Origin of the sequence: Flavobacterium sp., from assembly GCF_031537875.1 — a bacterium.
In the GTDB taxonomy this organism is placed as follows: Bacteria; Bacteroidota; Bacteroidia; order Flavobacteriales; family Flavobacteriaceae; genus Flavobacterium.
In genome coordinates this window covers 243,336-262,140 of record NZ_JAVKNB010000016.1, presented here as the reverse complement: position 1 = coordinate 262,140, position 18,805 = coordinate 243,336, and the positions used below count along the sequence as shown (strand labels likewise).

The window sequence follows — 18,805 nt, the reverse complement described above, 5'->3', positions numbered from 1 at the left end:
ACATAATTTTAGTTGTCTAAGTTGTTTAAATAGTCGAATACTTTATCTGTTGGCATTCCCATCACATTGGTGTACGAACCTTCTATTTTGGCTACACCAACAAAACCAATCCATTCTTGAATTCCATACGCACCCGCTTTGTCATACGGTTTATAATGATCCAAATAGTATTGAATCGCTTCGTCGCTCAAGGTGTTGAATGTTACTTTTGTGATTTCTGAAATTATTTCCGACTTCTCTTTTGTTTTAAAGCAAACTGAAGTAATGACTTCGTGTGTATCATTAGATAATGATTTCAAAATAGCAAAAGCATCTTGCTCGTCTTTAGGTTTTCCTAAAGCTTTGTTGTTGTGCCAAACAATGGTGTCGCTCGTGATTAGGATTTCATTTTCGTTTAATTCTCCGTCAAAAGCATTCGCTTTTAATTCAGCTAAATAATTGGTAATTGCTTCAGCTGTTAGTTCGGGAGGATATACTTCTTCTACTTCTTTAAGTCGAATTTCAAAATCCAAATCTAAATCTTTAAAAAATTGTTGGCGTCTTGGCGAACCCGAAGCTAAAATTAAAGAATATTGGGCTAATTTAGTTGCAAGCATTTGTTTGTTCTTAATCGTGTTTTCCATCAAAGTTTTCCATCCATTTTCCTTGCACTTTCATCACTTGTTCAATCACATCACGAACAGCGCCTTTGCCGCCATTTTTATGTGAGATATAAGTCGAAATACCTTTTATTTCGGGACTTGCATCTTGTGGGCAAGTGGGTAAACCTACTAATTTCATCACGTGATAATCAGGAATATCGTCTCCCATATATAAGACTTGTTCAGGCTTAATGTTATAAATATCAGTGTATTCATCAAAAGTAGCCACTTTATCTGGAGTTCCTAAATGAATATCAGTAATACCTAAATTGCGTAAGCGTACACGAACCCCTTCATTACTTCCTCCCGAAATGATACATACATTGTAGCCACTATCTACCGCTGATTTTAGTGCATATCCATCACGAATGTTCATTGTTCTTAACATTTCTCCTTCAGTAGAAACAAAAACGGAACCGTCAGTAAGAACACCATCCACATCAAAGATGAATGTGGTGATGTCGTTCATTATTTCTTTATAGCTTTTTGCCATTATTTTGTATAGATTGAGTTAGTAGTTTATAAATAGTAGCTTGGTTATCATCAGTTAAAAACTGCTCATGCGCTGCAATTGTTTTAAGATCGTTTCGTTTAGCAGGACCTGTTTGTGCTTGTTTTGGTGAAAGTGTCACAATTTTATTGGCTGTTTCTTGAATCAACGGTTTTAGAATGTCAAAAGGAATTTGGTTGTCTTCACAAATTTCATTTCCTATTTGGTACAAATGATTGACAAAATTATTGACAAAAACGGCACTTACGTGCAATGCTTTTCGTTGCTCGGAATTAATTTCATAAATAGCATTAGAAATAGAATGCGCTATTGTTTTTAAAAGTTGTAAATCCGTTTTGTTTTCGGCCTCCAAACAAAGGGGAATTGTTTTAAAGTCAACGGCTTTGTTTTTAGAAAACGTTTGTAGCGGATAGAAAACACCTTTCCGATTTTTCTCATGCAAAGTATCTAAATCTGCCGTTCCAGAGGTATGAACTACTAATTGATTCTCAAAAGGTAATTGAGAGGATACCTCAGCAATTGCATCATCTGATACGGCAATAATGTATACATCTGCAACTTGTAATTGGGAATAGTCAGAAGTAATAGCATCTGAATCGAGTAGGTGAGCGACACTCTTTTTGTTGCGTGCAAATACTTGAACCAGTTCGATTTGGCTATTCAATTGAAAAGCCTGAATCAAATGTTGCGCAACATTTCCAGAACCGATGATACTTACTTTAGTCATAGAGGCAAATTTAGCAAAAAAATGAAGATGTAAAGGATATTAATTTTGGATTAAATTAACAAGTGTCCGTTTATAGAAGTCAACATTTTTAAGTACTTTTGCGACACTTTACATAAAATAAATTCCTAACTAATGGATAAAAAAATAGGCTCAATTTTGTTCTCTACTCGTTTGATGGCAGTACTTTTTATAGTTTTTGCAGTAGCCATGGGAGCAGGGACTTTCATCGAAAGTAAATACAATACCGATACGGCTCGAATTCTGATTTACAATTCGTGGTGGTTTGAAGTAATTATGGTATTTTTTATGATTAATTTCATTGGAAATATTAAGCGTTACCAATTGTTAAAAAAAGAAAAATGGGCAACTTTGTTATTGCATTTGGCTTTTATATTTATTCTATTAGGAGCGTTCATTACACGCTACATTAGTTACGAAGGTATGATGCCTATTCGCGAAGGCGCTACAGAAAGTCAAGTGTTTTCAGATAAAACATTTTTAACTGTTTTTGTTGATGGAGAGTACAAAGGCGAAATGAAACGTCGTGTTTTTGAAAAACAATTATTGTTGTCTCCTGTGACTAATAACGATTTTAAACTTTCAGGAGATTTTGACAATGTGCCATTTGAAGTTCATTATAAGAATTTCATTATGGGCGCTAAACAAAAAATTCAACCCGATGCTAAAGGGACTTTGTATCTTAAATTAGTTGAAGCTGGCGCTGGCGGACGTGAAGAACATTTCTTGAAAGAAGGTGAGGTACAGAATATTCACAATGTCTTATTTGCTTTGAACAAACCTACTGACGGGGCAATTAATATCAATACAAAAGGTGCAGCTCCAACAATTCAAACGCCATTTGAAGGAAATTTTATGCGAATGGCGGATAAATTACAAGGTAAAGCAGCGAAAGATATTGAACAGCCTTTAATGATGCGTTCGTTATATTCTATTGGAGAAAAACGATTTGTTTTTCCTGATCCTCCTACTAAAGGGGTTATTGCTTATGAATCGAATAATGATTTTAAGGCCAAGACTCATGAAGATGCTTTAATGATTACTATCAAAGCAGAAGGACAAGAAAAAGAGGTCACTATTCTAGGTTCGAAAGGGAAAATTGGAGAACCTCAAACGGTAAAAATTGGTAACAAGGATTATTCTTTCTTTTACGGAAGTAAGGCCTATGTGCTTCCTTTTAAAATTCAGTTGAATGATTTTATTGCTAAAAAATATCCTGGAACAGAGAAAAGTTATTCGGCTTTTGAAAGTCAAGTGACTGTAAAAGATTCATTAGAAACATTTAATGCCCAGATTTATATGAATCATGTTTTGGATTACAAAGGGTATCGTTTCTTTCAATCGTCATTCGATCCAGATGAAAAAGGAACCGTATTGTCTGTGAATCATGATTTTTGGGGAACTAATATTACCTATTTAGGGTACTTTTTATTGTACATTGCTATGATGGCTATTTTGTTTACCAAACATTCTCGTTTCGCCGATTTGAAGCGAAAATTAGAAGCAGTAAAAGCTAAAAAAGCGGTATTAGCGGCTATTGTATTCTTGATGTTTAGTTTTAATGGTTGGACTCAAGAGCACAATCATTCGGGCCACATTCAAAAAATGCCTTCTACAAAGGAAATAGACTCTTTGATCAATAAATACAAAGTTTCTGAGGAGCATGCGGCTCAATTTGGACGTTTGATCATCCAGGATGCGGGAGGTCGAATGAAACCAATCAATACCTTTTCATCTGAATTATTACGAAAAGTAAGTCATTCGGATAAGTACAAGGATATGAATTCAGATCAAGCCTTCTTGTCCATGACACAATTTGCAAGTGCTTGGATTCAGGTTCCAATTATTTATATCAAAGCGGGGAATGATAGTATTCGTAAAATTATTGGGGTTGATTCTGAAGCTAAATTTGCTCCTTTTATTTCGTTTTTTGATGCCAAAGGGAATTACAAATTAACTCCTTATTTAGAAGAAGCATTTAAGAGTGCGAATCCAAATCAATTTGAAAAAGATTTTATCGAAACGGATAAAAAAGTGAACTTGATGGAAGCGGCATTAAGCGGACGAATCTTGAAAATATTTCCTATTCCGAATGATCCTAATAGCAAATGGATTTCCTATTTAGAGTTGAATGAATCCGGAATGAAAGGAATGGATGCGACCTATACAAAGAGTATTTTGCCTTTGTATTTTGGCTCATTAAGTAATGCGGCTACCTCAAATGATTATAAATCAGCGAATGAATTATTAGAAAGTTTGAATGGTTTTCAAAAGAAGTTTGGAAGTACCGTCATGCCTTCGGAAGATAAAATCGATTTAGAGATTACGTATAATAAATACGACGTTTTCAAAAACTTGCCGTATTGGTATTTGACAGCTGCCGTTTTGATGTTATTATTGACTATAATTGAAATCTTCAAATCAAGAAAAGCAATACGAGTAAGTATCAATGTAATTCACGTAATTATTGGACTTTTATTTGTTTTACATACGTTAGGATTAATTGCACGTTGGGTTATTTCTGGACATGCTCCATGGAGTAATGCTTACGAATCTATTATTTATGTAGCATGGGCAACAATGTTCTTTGGATTGGCCTTTGATCGAAAATCAAAATTAACAATTGCTTCATCGGCATTTGTAACTGCAATGATTTTGATGGCGGCGTATATGAACTGGATAGATCCAGAAATTGCTAATCTACAACCCGTATTGAATTCGTATTGGTTGATGATTCACGTTGCTGTTATCGTGGCGAGTTATGGACCATTTGCTTTAGGAATGATTTTAGGATTGGTTTCTTTAGTATTGATTTTGTTTACCAATGAGAAGAACAAAAACAAAATGGATTTAAACATTCAAGAGCTTACTTATATCAATGAAATGGCGCTCACTATCGGATTGATTATGTTAACAATTGGAAACTTTTTGGGAGGACAATGGGCTAATGAAAGTTGGGGACGTTATTGGGGTTGGGACCCAAAAGAAACTTGGGCTTTAATTAGTATTATGGTCTATGCCTTTGTAATTCACGCTCGATTTGTTCCTGCTTTAAGAGGAAAATGGATTTTCAATTTGATGAGTATGTTTGCTTTTGTGTCAATTCTTTTCACCTATTATGGTGTGAATTTTCATTTAGTAGGTTTGCACTCCTATGCTAGTGGCGAAGCAAAGTCGTTAGGATGGATTTGGGAAACATTGGGAGGTATAGCATTACTAGGAGCTATTTCATATCCTGAATATAGAAAATACTATAAAAAATAAAAGAATAGTATTCTGCTAAAAAAAGGTTCAACATAAGTTGAACCTTTTTTTTTGAACTATTCAAAATGTTTGTTTTTTAGTAGTCTGACTAAGTATTCTTGAGGCGTAATTCCTGTCACATCTTTAAAGCTTACAAAGAAAGTGTTATAAGCTGTAAAACCAATCTCTTTAGCTAATGATTCATAAGTGTTTGTCGTTAAATAACCTGAGTGTATTAATTCCAATCCATCTTGGATACGAACAATTTTTTTGTATTCAGGAAAAGATATTTTAGAATGGTATTTGAATAAATAGGTAAGGTGACTTTTTGGAATATTTAATTTATTACTTAAATCAGTAAGTGAAAATTTAGCATTTCTATAAGCTTGATGGTGAAATGAAAATTGGTCTACTTCTCCCATGTATTTTTTTATAGAACTTTTTATTTTTTCTTTTAATTGTAAATCTTGGATATTGTTTATTTCTGATATCGGTGTATCTGTCCAAAATGAAATAGTCGCATTTTCAGATCGCTTCTGTTCAGTGATTTTTTCATTTAAAAAATTGTATCCATACAATATCTCAGGAGAGGTAATAATTTTAAAATAAATAATTAGCCATAAAACACTAGAAATCCATAAATAGCTAGAACCGAAATTATAATTATTATTATTTATTTCTAAAAACAAAACGGCAATTAATCGTATTGCAATGATTACAAAAAATGAAAATAAATAAATACTCCATTTTCGTATGAGTTGGTTTTGTTGAATTACAATTCTAATTTCTCCTGTTCTATTCCATATGTTTTTATTTAATAAATTGTATATAAGTATAAAATACGCAAAAGTATAAATCGTAAAAAATATGTAATAATAGTAAGCAGTATTGACTGTTTTTAAATCATAATTTTCTAAAAAATAGTCAATTAAATTGAATGATAATGGAATTATGAAATGAATATAATTTTTAATTTCTATTTTTTTAAGATCCTTGATTAGATTGAAAAAATACAAATAAATACAAGGAACAATCGCTATTAAAAGATTATTATATTTATTCAGAATTATCAGTATAAAAGAGTCATTTATAATTGTAAAACTCCCAATTAACAACATTCTGGTGGATACAATGAGAAAAATAATAATAAGATAGCTATTTGTAATTCGATTTGTTCTGTAACGCAAAAGAATTAGAAAAATCGTTAAAAAGCCTATAAGTCCTGAAAAAGAAATTATTAAATTTTCAATCATCTGATGTAGGAATAAATTAAATATTTATTTCATCTAGAAAGGGGGAAGACTAGTTTTGTTTAGTATAATAGTGATATACAAATATAATACATTGTCTCGTAATATTATTTATTTTTTAGTAGTATTCGCAAATTTTAGTAGTTACTATTTGTTTAAAAAAGGATTAGTGAGATTTCAAACTACTTACTAAATACTTAAAAGTTGTTATTTTAATCTTTAAAAATAAGCTGCAGTTTGGTTAAGATATTTTTTCAAGATTAGGGTTGTTGTACTATTGTATAAAATATCCCCAACTACATGAAACAACAACTACTTTTATTCTTTATAGGATTTTCTTTATATGGACAACAAGTTCATCATCAAATGCTTTCTTCACAAGGAAGTTCAAATGTTTTACCCACAGGTACTTTAGTAAACCAGACTATTGGTCAACAAAGTGTGATAGGCAATTATAAGGTATCGAATTCAATTATTGGTCAAGGATTTCAACAAAGTCTTATTGCTAAATCAGGAGTATCTTCTGTTTCAAATTTCATTTCGACTACGACTTATCCTAATCCATTTGTAGATCAACTTAATTTTCAATTTTCTAGTCCAATTAGCGGATTGATTACCGTAACCGTTTTTGATTTATTAGGAAGATTAGTATACAAAGTACAAAAAGAAGCCTCACAAAATATTTTGACATTAGATAATCTGCATTTTTCTCAGAATGAATATCTAGTCAAATTATCGGCACCTAATTATAATTACTCAACACAAATAATTCAAACCCAATGAAACAAAAACTACTAATTCTATTTGTTTTTCTGTCATTCTATACTGTTAGATCACAAGAAATTTCCTTTAATGTAGGAACTAATTTTACTCAATATAATTTAAAAAATCCAGAAACGTATACGGGAACTCCTTTACAATCAGGTTCAGGTTCTTTTTATGAAATTGCTTATTTACTTCCTTCAAGTAAAGAAAAATTGATGTATAATTTCGGACTAGGACTTAATGAGTATAATGCTTTGGCAGGAAATACGGTAAATTCTTATAAATGGAATACAAAGTATTTAGGGATTAGAGCTGGATTTGAATATGAATTTGTTGAAATTCAGAATATTAAATTAGTCCCGCTCGTCGGGATGAATTTATCTTCAATAATTTATGGAAAACAAGAAATTAATGGGGCTATCTATGACATTAGTAATCATTCTGAATTTTCAGGTTTAAAATTGATTCCTTATTTAGGATTTAAGGCTAAATATAAAATTAAGGACTATGGATATATCTCATTAGGTTATAATCATTCGGTTTCTTTTAAACCCTCTCTTACAAATAAAGAGTATGTAAATATATCTACCAATCAAATTGTTTTTGGGCTTCATTTTAACATTAATAATTAATCATTATGAAAAAAACACTACTTCTAATAAGTTTATTAGTATCAGTTTTGACATTTGCTCAAAATAATGGGATTACCTACCAAGCGGTTATTTATAGTACAGGTGGAGAATCTATTCCTGGGATTCATAATTCTAATTCTCCTTTAGTCAATAAACCCATTTGTTTACAATTTGGTATTGTTGATGAAAATACTCAAATTGAATACCAAGAGAAAGTAACTGTCACCACAGATGATTTTGGAATGGTGAATTTAGTTATTGGTAACGGAACACAAATAGGAGGTTATGCAAGCTCATTTAATGCTATTGATTGGTCAAATTCTAGAAAAAATTTAAAAGTCAGTTTAGACGAATCGGGTAGTTGTTCTAATTTTTATGAAATAAGTAATCAAGTATTAACTTATGTTCCTTATGCTTTAGCTGCTAATAGTGCTGCAACTGTTTCAGGTGTAGTTAGTATTGCTCATGGTGGTACTAATTCTAGCACTTTAATAGGAGCGAAAACTAATTTGCAATTACAAAATGTAGATAATACGAGTGATTTGAATAAACCACTTAGTATAGCTACACAAACAGCTTTAAGTAGCAAAGTAGATAAAGTAGTAGGTAAGGATTTGTCTACAAATGATTATACTACAGCTGAAAAAACAAAACTGGCTGAAATTTTGGGTATTAATACAGGTGATCAGGATTTGAGTTCGTATGCAACTACTTCAGCATTAACTACTAAAGTAGATAAAGTAGTAGGTAAGGATTTGTCTTCGAATGATTATACTACTGTTGAGAAAACAAAACTAGCTGGAATTTCAGGTATTAATACAGGTGATCAGGATTTGAGTTCGTATGCAACTACTTCAGCATTAGCTACTAAAGTTGATAAAGTAGTGGGTAAAGAATTGTCTACAAATGATTATACTACTGTTGAGAAAACCAAATTAGCTGCGATTTCTGGGGTGAATACTGGTGACCAGGATTTGAGTTCGTATGCAACTACTACAGCATTAACTACTAAAGTAGATAAAGTAGTAGGCAAGGATTTGTCTTCGAATGATTATACTACTGTTGAGAAAACAAAACTGGCCGGAATTTCAGGTATTAATACAGGTGATCAGGATTTGAGTTCGTATGCAACTACTACAGCATTAACTACTAAAGTAGACAAAGTATCCGGTAAAGAATTGTCTACAAATGATTATACTACTGCTGAAAAAACAAAACTGGCTGGAATTTCAGGTATTAATACAGGCGATCAGGATTTGAGTTCGTATGCAACTATTACAGCATTAGCAGCTAAAGTTGATAAAGTAGTAGGTAAGGATTTGTCTTCGAATGATTATACTACTATTGAGAAAACCAAATTAGCGGCTATCACAGGAACCAATACGGGTGATCAAGATTTAAGTTCGTATGTTACAACTACTGATTTGGGCCTAAAAGCCAATAGTATTTCCCCTGCTTTTTCAGGAGTACCAACTGCTCCAACTGCTGTTTCAGGTACTAATACCACTCAACTGGCCACTACTGCTTTTGTTTCTGATGCTGTAACAGGAAAATTTGTGGATATAACAACCAATCAAGCGATTTCAGGAACAAAAACGTTTAGTTCTAATATTATTGCTAATTTATCTGGAAATGCATCTACGGCTTCAAATATTACAGGAGGTACTGTAGGACAACTACCTTATCAAACTAGTTCAAATACAACTAGTTTTCTTGCCGCTAATACATCAAGCACAAGAAAATTTTTAAGTTCTGTTGGTTCTAGCGGAAGTGCAACAGTACCAAGTTGGCAATCACTTAGTACTTCAGATATTGTTTCATCTTCTTCTCAAACTTCTGGGTATTTAAATTTTGAGACAGGAGTTTTTAGTGCTCAAAACTGGATAGAATTAAATACTCAATGGACAATAACTAGCGGTTGGGCAAATACAAGGGATTATAATGGAACAGCCTATCAAGGTTCATATTCGATTATTGCACCAGATTCTCAAGATTTTACTTTAGAAGGATCAAAAGATTTTAATTTAGCTTCTTTGTATATACAAAGAGATATGAACGGTACGGCTACATCGGTTGAATTTAAAGGATATAATGCGGCTGGGAATTTAGTAGGAACAGTTACTGTTGCAACTTCGTCACTTAATTTATTTAGTTATTCAAATATCAATATTAATTTTAATGGAATTAGAAAATTAGTTTTTCATCCAATAGGTTTTGATCCAAATGCAATGGGAGGCGGTAGTTTCTTTCTTGACTATTTTAATGTTAGTATCCTAACATCAAACAATTTAAATTCTGTTAATGGAATACTAAAATCGGATGGGAATGGTAATATTACTGCTGCGGTAGCAGGAACAGATTATTTGAATTCGACATCGTTATCTGGATATTTACCAGTAACTGGTGGTAATATAACAGGCACTCTTGGTGTTGGAACTACATCAAATTATGCTAATTCTAAAGTACACATAGCTGGGAATGGACTAGTAGTATGGGGGGGGACAGGAACACTACTTGATGCAAGTGGAAATAGTCATGGTTATAATGAAAATGTTGCATTAACTGTGGATGGAAAAGCAGGTAGTGATATTTTGCAATTGAGAAACAGTGCGCCAAGCACTTTATTGGTTGTTGATCAAAATGGTAAAATGGGAATTGGAAATACATCCCCCTCTGAAAAATTAGAAGTAACTGGGAATGTAAAAGCTAGTGGAAAATTAACTACAGGCACAATTACTTTACCTAATACAGATGGAACTTCGGGACAAGTGTTAACTACAAATGGTTTAGGAATTGTATCATGGACTACACCATCAACTATCTCAACTTCAAATTTTGTAAACTTAACAACTGATCAAACAATTGCAGGTAATAAAGCATTTAGTTCAGAATTAACCATTAATAATACTAAATTCGGAAGAGGCTCTGGAAGTAATACAGACAACAGAAATATTGGCATTGGTAATTTTTCTTTGTCGAGCAATGCCAGTGGGAGTTGGAATACTGCTATAGGGACATATGCTTTACAAAAAAATACAGATTCGTGGTCTAATACTGCTATTGGTAATGAAGCGATTAGTGAATCTATTCCGGGTTCTAATAATACAGGTGTAGGTAGTCGTTCTTTGATGTATACATCTGGAACAGGGAATACATCGGTTGGTACAAATGCCTTAATTAATAGTACTACAGGAAATAATAATACTGCCATTGGATTAAATGCTTTCTCAACTAATACAACAGGTTCTAATAATACTGCAATTGGTTCTTCTACTGTTGTTTCATCAACTGGAATTACTAATGCAACTGCTATAGGATTTGGTGCAACAGTAGCTTCAAATAATACAATTCAACTTGGAAATACCTTAGTAACTAATGTTAATACTTATGGTTCTATTACTGCTAATGCTGCAATTAGTGATGAAATAACTTCAGATTTAACGATAAATACTACCAATGTGGAACAATATAAAGGAAGGGTGTTGATTTGCAATCCATCAAATCCTATTACAATTACTTTTGGTAGCCAATTACCTAAAGGATTCAATTGTATGATCCTACAAAAAAGTATTGATGCCAATATAATCAATTTAGCAGGAGAAACAGGGGTAACAATAAAAAATAGAAATAATTATACATCTACAGCTGGAAATTATGCCATTGTAACTGTGGTTAGTATTGGTGGAGATATTATAGTCACTGCAGGAGATATGCAATAATCAAAAAAATATAATAAAGAATTTTTAATTTTTAACACATATATTATGAAAAAAAGTACGGTAATAGCAATATTATTTTTTGCAATCAGCTTTCAGAGTTTTGCAAATAATTTAATAATGGGAAATCCGACTGTTAGTGGGAATACAGTAACCTTTACTATTAAATGGGACAATAGTTGGAATGTAACGACAGGCCCTTCTAACTGGGATGCTGTTTGGATCTTTATAAAAAGACAAACGTGTGTAAGTGGTTCAACAAGTCCATGGACTCATGCTGATTTAGCTGGTTCAGGGCATTCGGTAACGGGTTCACAATTACGAGTTGATACGGTTGCAGATAATAAAGGAGTATTTATTAGAAGAAATGCGGCTGGAATTGGTAATATTAATCTAGCAACGGTTACATTGACTTTAGCAACTGCTATAGGTTCTGATAATATAGGAGTGTATGGAGTGGAGATGGTAAATATTCCTCAGGGGCAATTTTATATTGGTGATGGAAGATCAGATCTTAGATGTTTTACAGATGGAAATTCAAATAACCCCAAATTAATTGACGCTTCAGTACAATCTTCGGGTCTAGGGAGTGTATCTAATTATCAAAAAGATAATTTGGGGTCTTCAGTCGCACTTCCTACTACTTTCCCCTTAGGATATAATCGATTTTACTGTATGAAATATGAAATTACGGCTGCACAATACGTATCTTTTTTAAATACATTAACATACAAGCAGCAATTAAGAATGCAGCGGGATTATAATGCTAATACAACTCCTCCAACATCTCCTGTAGGAACACAATTTCATTGTTGGCCTTGTGGGAATAGATCTGCAAATATTGTAATTGCAACTCCTGGACAATCAGTTACTCAATTGTCTCCTGCAGTGTATGCAAATGATTTTGATAATAATGGTGTCTATAATGAGGACTCTGATGGTTTAGGATTCCCCGTAGTATTGAATATGAAAAATTTCTTTGCTTTTTTGGATTGGGCTGCAATTAGACCTATGACGGAATTTGAATATGAAAAAATATGTAGAGGGCCAATTACTCCTGTGATGAATGAATTTGCTTGGGGATCAACAGATATGTTCAGAGAATTTGATATGGCGGATCGCGGAAAATCTACAGAATACAATAGAAGATCAGGTTTAGGCGCAACAAACTGTGGTACTGATACTTTGTATAGAACAGGTATGTATGCGACAGCAATTTCTGATAGAGTTCACGCCGGAGCAACTTATTATGGTGTTTTAGATATGACAGGAGGAGTTTGGGAATCCTGTATAGGTGGATGGGGAATAGACTATTCCAATTTCACTACTGCTAATGGTGATGGAAATTTATATGAAAATGGAGATTCTAACAATAATGGATCTACTGATATGACTGAATGGATATCGAATAGAATCATTGTGAGAGGAGGAGGTGCTAATTGGCAGGATGTATGGCAAGATGTATCAGCTAGACAATGGACTCAATTTGATAATTATGGACATTATCAAGGAGGTAGAGGGGTACGATCTTATTAAATAAACGATTATGTATAAAGCAATTATACTGTTCTATCTATTCTTTGGGATGAATTTTGCTATGGCACAAATTAATTTACCTAGTATGCGAGGAGTTATAAATTCCAAAAGTATAATTTCTACTATGTTCTCTGGTGGTAAAGGTTTCGGGTCGAACCAAAAACAATTAATTCAAAATATGTGTTCACCGTTACAAGTGGAATCTATCTATTTTGGAGGAGAAGGGTATGGAAACCAAGCTAATATGCTTTCACAATTGATTTGTACTGCAGTACCTGTTGAATCCATTTTTTATGGAGGAGGAGGATACGGAAGTCAAATAGGCATGAATATACAATCAATATGTGCACCAATAACAGTAGAATCAATTTACTCTGGAGGTCAAGGTTTTGGAAGTCAAGAAGTAGTAGTAGTTCAGTCAACATGTCAATCCTTTTTAGTTGAATCTATCTATTATGGAGGTTTAGGGTATGACAGTCAGCAAAAAACAGTTTTTCAAACTATTTGTCAATAATTTAATATAAATAAGCTGTCCCGATGGACAGCTTATTTTTTTATACTATATTTATAAAAAAATAACCATGAAACTAGCTTCCCTTCTTTCCTGTATCGTATTCCTTTTCAGCTGTCAAAACAAAGCGCAAACTATTAGTAATACTCCGTCAACTTCAACTAATGTAACTATGACTAAACAATCTATTCATCAATTTAAAGTAACTGATTTATCAGGTGCTACTTTTGATTTTGCCTCTTTGAAAGGTAAGAAAGTAATGATTGTAAATACCGCTTCAAAATGCGGATTAACTCCACAATACAAAGATTTAGAAGCTCTGTATAAAATGTATAAAGACAAAGGGTTTGTTATTGTAGGATTTCCGGCTAATAACTTTGCTTCACAAGAACCAGGCACTAATGAAGAAATTGCGCAGTTTTGCCATTTGAATTATGGCGTGAGTTTTCCAATGATGGCAAAAGTATCTGTAAAAGGAACCGACATGTGTGAGGTGTACCAATTTTTGACTAAACAATCGAAAAATGGTTTACAAGATTCGGAAGTGGAATGGAACTTTCAAAAATATCTATTGAATGAAAAAGGAGAATTAGTAAAGGTAATTTCTCCAAGAACGTTGCCAACAGATGCTGAAATTGTCAATTGGATAAAAGGGTAATTTTATAATTAGAAATAGGAATTAAAAAAGAGATTTTCAACAACTGAAAATCTCTTTTTTGTTTTGGGCTACTATTCTGCTGCAATAATTTCTTTTACAGCCAATTCGTAATTCCGAATGTTTTTAGTCTTGTTGATTTTCTTCAATACCTTATGCGGATTGGAGAAGATAACCGAAAAGTATTCCCATAAATGGTGCATTTTTAATAAAATATGAGCTGGTCCTGAAAGCGATTCGCTATAACCTTGGTACAAAGTTTCGTGAAAATCACTGAATAACGCCATTTTGTTTTCGGGATATTCAATGGTATCTTTTTTTATCATGCTAGGCAAGAATGGATCAGCAATTAAGCCTCTACCAATCATCCAGTGATCGATGCTTGGAAAACGTTCTTGCATTTCTTTAAACTTGGTAACAGAGGTAATATCTCCGTTGTAGTATAACTTGTGCTTAGTATTGTCAATACAATGTTGGAATGCGTCCAAATGTACGCCGCCTTTGTACAATTGCTTGCCAATTCTGGCGTGAATCGCAATATTTTTAATGGGGTATTTGTCTAAAATTGGTAATACATCTAAAATTTCTTCGGTGGTATCATACCCTAAACGCATTTTCATGGATACTAAAATATCCGATTCAGCATGCGCTCTTTCTAAAATAGTATTTATTTTTTCGGTGTTGCTAATTAAACCCGATCCCATGCCTGATTTTGTCACCATTGGATAGGGACAACCCAAATTCCAATTCAACTCTTTATAACCTAATTCCCGAACATATTTGGCAACAAATAAAAACTCATCAGCATCATTGGTGATTACTTGCGGAATCACTTCCAAGTCTAAATTATTCTCAGGTAATAAATCTCTTTCATAAGACGATTTGATCACCATCTTACCATTCAATCGAATGTAAGGGGAGTAGTAGGTGTCAATTCCTCCAAAATAAGTGTTGACGGCATTTCTAAATCGAAAATCAGTAAATCCTTGTAAAGGCGAGGAGAGTAAAGTAAAATCCATACTATTGGTTATGGAGCAAAGATACGATTGTTTTTAATCTAAAATCAATTGAACAAAAACAGAATCAAGCCATCTTCCAAATTTGAAACCAGACTCTTTAATTATTCCAACCGTTTTGAAACCAAATTGATGGTGAAAGTCAATACTATTCTGGTTTTCGGCATCAATTACGCCAATCATAGTATGTAATCCTTGTTTCTTTGCCAATTGAATCAATTCGGTTAATAAGAGTTTGCCAATACCTAAACCTTGATAAGTCTGATTTACATAAACAGAATGCTCAACGGTAAACTTATAGGCTTCTCTAAAACGAAATTCAGAATACATTCCGAAGCCAACAACTTCACCATTATTTTCTGCTACAATTACAGGGAACCCTGATTGTATTTTGGATTCTAAAATCGATTCTTGTTGTGCTAAACTTCGAATTGTATAATCATACAAAGCTGTAGCATTCAAAATATTATAATTGATAATATCAAGTATTGCTACAGCATCTGATTTTTGATAATTCCGAATTGTAATTCCCATTATTTTTTGGTTTTCGGACTTGGTTTGGTAGGTGTTTTTTGTCTTTCTAAAAGATCGGCAAGTAATTTATCTGCTTCTTTGCCATCCCATCCCATACTAGTACTAAACGCTTTTGCTTTTTTTGTCATTGCTATAGCTGTAGGGATATTATTGAGTTTTCTTTGAACACGAGCTTCAAGCAAAATCCCATCATAGGATTCTTCTAATTCATTGGAGTGTTTGATCCAAGTTAAAGATTGATTTAAGCTTGGAGCGTCAGTTGAATTGCGCATTACATTTAAAACAATTTCTTTGATTGCTTTAGGACTATTCCAAGTGTGTTTTTTAATATTTTCAGCGGCTACTTTTTTGTATTTTGTCCAATCTTTATTCGCTTCATAATGATCTAAATCGTATTGAAATAATAAAGAATCTACTACTGGTGACATAATAGTTTGTGCAACAGCGCGTTGTTTTTTGTAAGCAGCTGTATCGTTAGTTTTAACAATAGGTTTTAATAATTCAATTATACTGTTAACAAACTTATCATTTACTCGTTTTTGAGAAGTAATAGCAGCAAATGCTTGTTGGTTGACAATTACAAATTTGTATTCTCTAGATTCAATATCGGTTATCCCATTAGTAAATATCTTCCAGTTGACTTCACTTACCATTTTGTCATCTGTAATTTTTTCAAAATAGTCATGAGCAATTGGATTCAATTCTTTTCTTTCATTTCCTTTTTTCAATGCAACTAAATAACGCATTAAATTGATTCCATTGGTTTTGTCTTTTTCGTATTCTTCTTTTAAATAAGGTAGTTGTTGTTTTGGATTTAGTGCAATTTTAACTTCCGTAAGGAATTTATCCTTTTTTAATTCTCCTGTAAAACGAGATAATTCAATTCCATTTTCATCTAAAACTAGGAAAGTAGGAAAGGATTTAATTTTATATTTTTCTTTAAAAGATTCTGATCCTGGTTTTTCAAAATCCAATCCTGCAAAGATATAATTTGCATTCATAAATGTAATTACGTCAGCATCTTTTAGCGTAGTTGCTTTGATGTTTTTGCAATGCGGACACCAATCAGCATAGACCATATAAAATATTGGTTTTTTCTCTATTTTGGCACGCTGCATTACCGCCTCCAATCCACTCTGATCAAAACGAATAGAGTCTTGAGCTTGAATGGATAAACTGCAAAATAGAATAAATGAATAAATTAGGTGTTTAAAGTGGGGCTTCATAACTTTTATTAATTTTAATATTGGCTACAAATATATTTTGTTTTTTAGAATCCACCTCAAATTTATATCGGATTTTACTAACAGAATGGAATTACAATCGTAAATTTGTTTCTCATTTGAGTTTTTATTCTAAAAGAAGTATTCAGAAACATGATATACCCCAAAATACCTTTAGCGCAAAGCATCCTTGAGATTTTGTTAGCCAAAGGAATCACCACAATAGTAATCTCACCCGGTTCTCGTAATGCACCTTTAACTATTGGTTTTGCATCGAATCCTGCTTTTCAATGTTACAGTATTGCTGACGAGCGTTCGGCCGGATTTTTTGCTTTAGGAATAGCACAACAAACCAAGCTACCAGTGGCTTTAGTTTGCACTTCAGGTTCTGCCTTATTGAATTATTATCCCGCTTTTGCCGAAGCGTTTTATAGTCAAATTCCCTTGGTGGTACTTTCTGCAGATAGACCACAGAGTAAAATTGATATTGGCGATGGGCAAACTATTCGTCAGGAAAATGTATTTGCGAATCATTCTTTATACAATGCGAATTTGGAAGAATTGGCAGGTCTAGAAAACGACATCAAAATAAACGAAGCCTTGGACACGGCTTCCGCCAAAAAAGGACCAGTGCATATTAACGCTCCTTTTGAAGAACCTTTGTACGAAACGGTTGCGGAGATGTTTATTCAGCCATTTATTTCAAATTTCACAAATGACAATACAGAAAAATCACTTGGAGATTTAACTTTGTTTTCTGAGATTTGGAATCAGTCTACCAAAAAAATGGTATTGGTGGGTGTAAACGAACCCAAAGCTATTGATGAAAAAACGATTGATTTATTGGCAAACGATCCTTCGGTAGTGGTATTGACTGAAACGACTTCAAATTTGCATCATCCTAGTTTCATTGCAAATATAGATACGATTATTACGCCTTTTACGCCTGAAGATTTTCAGAATTTTCAACCTGAAATTCTAGTTACTTTTGGCGGAATGGTAGTCTCTAAACGCATCAAAGCGTTTCTGAGAAAATTCAAACCACAACATCATTGGCATATTGACAGTTTAAGAGCTTATGATACGTTTAATGCTTTAACCAAGCACTTTGAAATCAGTCCGCAATTGTTTTTTGATCAATTTCTTCCTTTGACACAATCAGCAGCAAGTAATTATGCACAACAATTAGATAGTGTAAAGCGAAGTAGAAAAATAAAACACGAGGAGTATTTATCAACAATTCCTTTTTCTGATTTTAAAGTTTTTGAGAAAACAATTCCTCAATTGCCAAAAAATAGCCAATTACAAATTAGTAATAGTTCGGCTATTCGATACGCGCAATTAATTCCGATAGACGCTTCCATTGAAGTGTATTGCAATAGAGGAACGAGTGGGATAGATGGGGCTACATCAACCGCTATAGGTGCGGCTGTTGCCAATGGGAAACAAACCACTTTTATAACTGGAGATATTGGGTTCTTGTATGATACCAATGCACTTTGGAATAATTATATCCCCAAGGATTTCAAAATTATTTTGATTAATAATGGAGGCGGAGGTATTTTTAGAATCCTACCTGGTCATGAAGAAACACCAGTTTTTAATACTTTTTTCGAAACCTCACATTGTTTGACTGCGGAACATTTGGCAAAAATGTATGGTTTCAATTATTCTATTGCAAGTGATGAAAATAGTTTAGAAAAGGCTTTGACTAATTTGTTTGGTCAAAATGACCAACCTGCTATTTTGGAAGTCTTCACTCCAACTCGTGAGAACGATACGATATTGTTAGATTACTTCAAACAATTGGTTTAATAAAAAAGGCGT

Annotated in this window: 15 protein-coding genes; 8 read left to right on the top strand and 7 right to left on the bottom strand. The window is 33.1% G+C overall.

The window, feature by feature from the left end; all coding sequences use genetic code 11:
• Positions 1–8: 8 nt before the first annotated feature.
• The 3 genes from RMR09_RS11265 to RMR09_RS11255 are packed head-to-tail and all read right to left on the bottom strand — an operon-like array spanning position 9 to position 1,879.
• Complete coding sequence (locus RMR09_RS11265; protein WP_310595902.1) at positions 9–596, bottom strand: Maf-like protein; 588 nt, start codon at positions 594–596, stop codon at positions 9–11.
• Between the two features lie 10 nt (positions 597–606).
• Positions 607–1,134: an HAD-IIIA family hydrolase gene (locus RMR09_RS11260; RefSeq protein WP_310595901.1), complete on the bottom strand. Its 528-nt coding sequence runs from the start codon at positions 1,132–1,134 to the stop codon at positions 607–609.
• Positions 1,118–1,879 carry a DUF2520 domain-containing protein gene (locus RMR09_RS11255; RefSeq protein ID WP_310595900.1) on the bottom strand — a complete coding sequence of 254 codons (762 nt, stop codon included), beginning with the start codon at positions 1,877–1,879 and terminating at the stop codon, positions 1,118–1,120. The genes RMR09_RS11260 and RMR09_RS11255 overlap by 17 nt, the downstream gene beginning before the upstream one ends.
• A gap of 132 nt (positions 1,880–2,011) precedes the next feature.
• Between RMR09_RS11255 and ccsA the strand changes: the two genes are divergently transcribed.
• A complete protein-coding gene (gene ccsA / locus RMR09_RS11250; RefSeq protein ID WP_310595899.1) occupies positions 2,012–5,161 on the top strand; it encodes a cytochrome c biogenesis protein CcsA in 3,150 nt (1,049 codons plus the stop codon).
• A 56-nt stretch (positions 5,162–5,217) separates the two neighbouring features.
• Here the strand turns inward: ccsA and RMR09_RS11245 are convergent, their stop codons facing one another.
• On the bottom strand, positions 5,218–6,393 hold the full coding sequence (locus RMR09_RS11245; protein ID WP_310595898.1) for an AraC family transcriptional regulator: 1,176 nt from the start codon (positions 6,391–6,393) through the stop codon (positions 5,218–5,220).
• A 297-nt stretch (positions 6,394–6,690) separates the two neighbouring features.
• Between RMR09_RS11245 and RMR09_RS11240 the strand changes: the two genes are divergently transcribed.
• From RMR09_RS11240 to RMR09_RS11215, 6 genes are all read left to right on the top strand, one after another.
• The gene (locus RMR09_RS11240) at positions 6,691–7,173 is read left to right on the top strand and encodes a T9SS type A sorting domain-containing protein (RefSeq protein ID WP_310595897.1); all 483 of its coding nucleotides are present in this window, start codon (positions 6,691–6,693) and stop codon (positions 7,171–7,173) included.
• The gene (locus tag RMR09_RS11235; RefSeq protein ID WP_310595896.1) at positions 7,170–7,787 is read left to right on the top strand and encodes a hypothetical protein; all 618 of its coding nucleotides are present in this window, start codon (positions 7,170–7,172) and stop codon (positions 7,785–7,787) included. The genes RMR09_RS11240 and RMR09_RS11235 overlap by 4 nt, the downstream gene beginning before the upstream one ends.
• Positions 7,788–7,792: 5 nt before the next feature.
• Positions 7,793–11,506, top strand: coding sequence for a hypothetical protein (locus tag RMR09_RS11230; RefSeq protein WP_310595895.1), 3,714 nt, complete (start codon positions 7,793–7,795; stop codon positions 11,504–11,506).
• A 117-nt stretch (positions 11,507–11,623) separates the two neighbouring features.
• Positions 11,624–13,039: an SUMF1/EgtB/PvdO family nonheme iron enzyme gene (locus RMR09_RS11225; protein ID WP_310595894.1), complete on the top strand. Its 1,416-nt coding sequence runs from the start codon at positions 11,624–11,626 to the stop codon at positions 13,037–13,039.
• Between the two features lie 10 nt (positions 13,040–13,049).
• A complete protein-coding gene (locus RMR09_RS11220) occupies positions 13,050–13,553 on the top strand; it encodes a hypothetical protein (RefSeq protein ID WP_310595893.1) in 504 nt (167 codons plus the stop codon).
• 67 nt (positions 13,554–13,620) lie between these two features.
• Positions 13,621–14,208: a glutathione peroxidase gene (locus RMR09_RS11215; protein WP_310595892.1), complete on the top strand. Its 588-nt coding sequence runs from the start codon at positions 13,621–13,623 to the stop codon at positions 14,206–14,208.
• A gap of 71 nt (positions 14,209–14,279) precedes the next feature.
• Here the strand turns inward: RMR09_RS11215 and RMR09_RS11210 are convergent, their stop codons facing one another.
• From RMR09_RS11210 to RMR09_RS11200, 3 genes are read right to left on the bottom strand one after another with little or no spacing between them, the layout of a single operon-like run.
• Positions 14,280–15,224, bottom strand: a complete 945-nt coding sequence (locus tag RMR09_RS11210) for a tRNA-dihydrouridine synthase family protein (protein WP_310595891.1) — start codon at positions 15,222–15,224, stop codon at positions 14,280–14,282.
• 33 nt (positions 15,225–15,257) lie between these two features.
• Positions 15,258–15,755 carry an N-acetyltransferase family protein gene (locus RMR09_RS11205; RefSeq protein WP_310595890.1) on the bottom strand — a complete coding sequence of 166 codons (498 nt, stop codon included), beginning with the start codon at positions 15,753–15,755 and terminating at the stop codon, positions 15,258–15,260.
• Positions 15,755–16,981, bottom strand: a complete 1,227-nt coding sequence (locus tag RMR09_RS11200) for a thioredoxin fold domain-containing protein (protein WP_310595889.1) — start codon at positions 16,979–16,981, stop codon at positions 15,755–15,757. The genes RMR09_RS11205 and RMR09_RS11200 overlap by 1 nt, the downstream gene beginning before the upstream one ends.
• 150 nt (positions 16,982–17,131) lie before the next feature.
• On the opposite strand from RMR09_RS11200, the gene menD reads away from it, so the two are divergent.
• Positions 17,132–18,793: a 2-succinyl-5-enolpyruvyl-6-hydroxy-3-cyclohexene-1-carboxylic-acid synthase gene (gene menD / locus RMR09_RS11195; protein WP_310595888.1), complete on the top strand. Its 1,662-nt coding sequence runs from the start codon at positions 17,132–17,134 to the stop codon at positions 18,791–18,793.
• Positions 18,794–18,805: the final 12 nt, after the last annotated feature.

Excerpts from the sequence above, each read along its gene's own strand:
- menD (WP_310595888.1), top strand. The coding sequence starts at position 17,132 with ATGATATACCCCAAAATACCTTTAGCGCAAAGCATCCTTGAGATTTTG.
- RMR09_RS11215 (WP_310595892.1), top strand. The coding sequence starts at position 13,621 with ATGAAACTAGCTTCCCTTCTTTCCTGTATCGTATTCCTTTTCAGCTGT.
- RMR09_RS11240 (WP_310595897.1), top strand. The coding sequence starts at position 6,691 with ATGAAACAACAACTACTTTTATTCTTTATAGGATTTTCTTTATATGGA.
- RMR09_RS11205 (WP_310595890.1), bottom strand. The coding sequence starts at position 15,755 with ATGGGAATTACAATTCGGAATTATCAAAAATCAGATGCTGTAGCAATA.
- RMR09_RS11235 (WP_310595896.1), top strand. The coding sequence starts at position 7,170 with ATGAAACAAAAACTACTAATTCTATTTGTTTTTCTGTCATTCTATACT.
- RMR09_RS11245 (WP_310595898.1), bottom strand. The coding sequence starts at position 6,393 with ATGATTGAAAATTTAATAATTTCTTTTTCAGGACTTATAGGCTTTTTA.
- RMR09_RS11210 (WP_310595891.1), bottom strand. The coding sequence starts at position 15,224 with ATGGATTTTACTTTACTCTCCTCGCCTTTACAAGGATTTACTGATTTT.
- RMR09_RS11255 (WP_310595900.1), bottom strand. The coding sequence starts at position 1,879 with ATGACTAAAGTAAGTATCATCGGTTCTGGAAATGTTGCGCAACATTTG.
- RMR09_RS11230 (WP_310595895.1), top strand. The coding sequence starts at position 7,793 with ATGAAAAAAACACTACTTCTAATAAGTTTATTAGTATCAGTTTTGACA.
- ccsA (WP_310595899.1), top strand. The coding sequence starts at position 2,012 with ATGGATAAAAAAATAGGCTCAATTTTGTTCTCTACTCGTTTGATGGCA.
- RMR09_RS11265 (WP_310595902.1), bottom strand. The coding sequence starts at position 596 with ATGCTTGCAACTAAATTAGCCCAATATTCTTTAATTTTAGCTTCGGGT.
- RMR09_RS11260 (WP_310595901.1), bottom strand. The coding sequence starts at position 1,134 with ATGGCAAAAAGCTATAAAGAAATAATGAACGACATCACCACATTCATC.
- RMR09_RS11225 (WP_310595894.1), top strand. The coding sequence starts at position 11,624 with ATGGGAAATCCGACTGTTAGTGGGAATACAGTAACCTTTACTATTAAA.
- RMR09_RS11200 (WP_310595889.1), bottom strand. The coding sequence starts at position 16,981 with ATGAAGCCCCACTTTAAACACCTAATTTATTCATTTATTCTATTTTGC.
- RMR09_RS11220 (WP_310595893.1), top strand. The coding sequence starts at position 13,050 with ATGTATAAAGCAATTATACTGTTCTATCTATTCTTTGGGATGAATTTT.